This is a genomic window from Nitrincola lacisaponensis, assembly GCF_000691225.1.
GTDB lineage: Bacteria > Pseudomonadota > Gammaproteobacteria > Pseudomonadales > Balneatricaceae > Nitrincola > Nitrincola lacisaponensis.
This window is the reverse complement of the sequence record NZ_JMSZ01000027.1, coordinates 1-1,261: the sequence shown is the minus strand read 5'-3', so window position 1 is coordinate 1,261 and position 1,261 is coordinate 1. Positions and strand designations below refer to the sequence as shown.

At 49.6% G+C, this 1,261-nt stretch carries 1 protein-coding gene; it reads right to left on the bottom strand.

The window, feature by feature from the left end; translation table 11 throughout:
• Positions 1 to 8: 8 nt before the first annotated feature.
• Positions 9 to 1,189 (bottom strand): IS3 family transposase gene (locus ADINL_RS09190; protein ID WP_152547657.1). Its coding sequence is split into 2 segments (ribosomal slippage): positions 9 to 922 and positions 922 to 1,189, totalling 1,182 coding nucleotides; the frame shifts between segments, so codons are not numbered across the junction.
• Between the last annotated feature and the right edge of the window lie 72 nt (positions 1,190 to 1,261).

The following is a 1,261-nucleotide window of genomic DNA, read 5'->3' as shown; positions in this document are numbered from 1 at the left end:
TGTAGTGGTCAAGTAAAACTGGCCACCGGTTTATAGTTAATCCAGTACTTTTCCTCCGCCTGATTCGGACTCATGCCACTGTTATGCTCATGCGGCCGAAGCTGGCTGTAATACCCGATTAAATATTTCACAATGTGATGCCTTGCTTGCAAGAACGAGCGATAGCCATACGTCGGCATCCATTCAATCTTCAGGCTTCTAAAGAACCGCTCCATCGGAGCATTGTCCCAGCAATTTCCACGTCGACTTAAGCTCTGTTTTATCTGGCACTTCCAGAGTGTCTGGCGGAACTTACGGCTCGTGTAATGACAGCCCTGGTCGCTATGGAACATAACTCCTTTAGGGCGCCCACGGCTTTCATAGGCCATTTTCAACGCGTTCGCGGTAAGTTCGCTGTCTGGTGATAATGACATCGCCCAGCCCACTGGCTTTCGCGCAAATAAATCAATGACAACCGCTAAGTAAGCCCAGCGGTTGCCGGTCCAGATGTACGTGACGTCGCCACACCAAACGCGGTTCGGCGCTTCCACGTTAAACTGGCGGTCTAAATAATTCGGTATCTCAACATGTTCATCACCTGCTTTCTTGTACGTGTGACCGGGTATTTGGCAGCTAATTAGTCCCAGTTTCGCCATCAAACGGCCAGCGCGGTAGCGACTTAGCCGCACGTCCTGAGTGGTCGCCATCTCCGCGATGCTACGCGCACCAGCAGAGCCCTCACTCTCACGAAAGAGCTCTTTGACCTTGGCGATTTCCTCGGCTTTCTTCGCACATACAGGCTGTTTTGAACGTTGTTTCCAGTACTTAAAGCTGCTGCGGTGCACGTTGAACACCGCACAGAGCTTTTTTACTGGATAGCTCGTCTTAAGTTTCTCGATTATCGAGAATTGTTCAGGGAGTCCGACATTAAGAGAGCTGTAGCCTTTTTTAATATGTCTTTTTCCATCTCAATGTCACGAATGCGCTTCTCAAGCTCGCGTATTTTCAGCTGCTCAGGCGTCATGGGCGTGGCCTTTGGGCTTTCCCCGTCACGCTCCTTTCGAAGCTGACGAACCCATTTATCCATAGTCGAATGTCCGACGTTCATGGCTTCAGCAGCTTCTCGAACTGTGTAGTTTTGGTCGACTACCAGCTGCGCTGCTTCAAGTCGAAATTCAGGGCTAAAGTTACGCTTTGGTCTTCTGGTCATGTTGTCACCTAATTGTCTCTTGGTGCATGATAGCACCTCTAATTAGGTGGCCAAATTAACTATGCCACTACA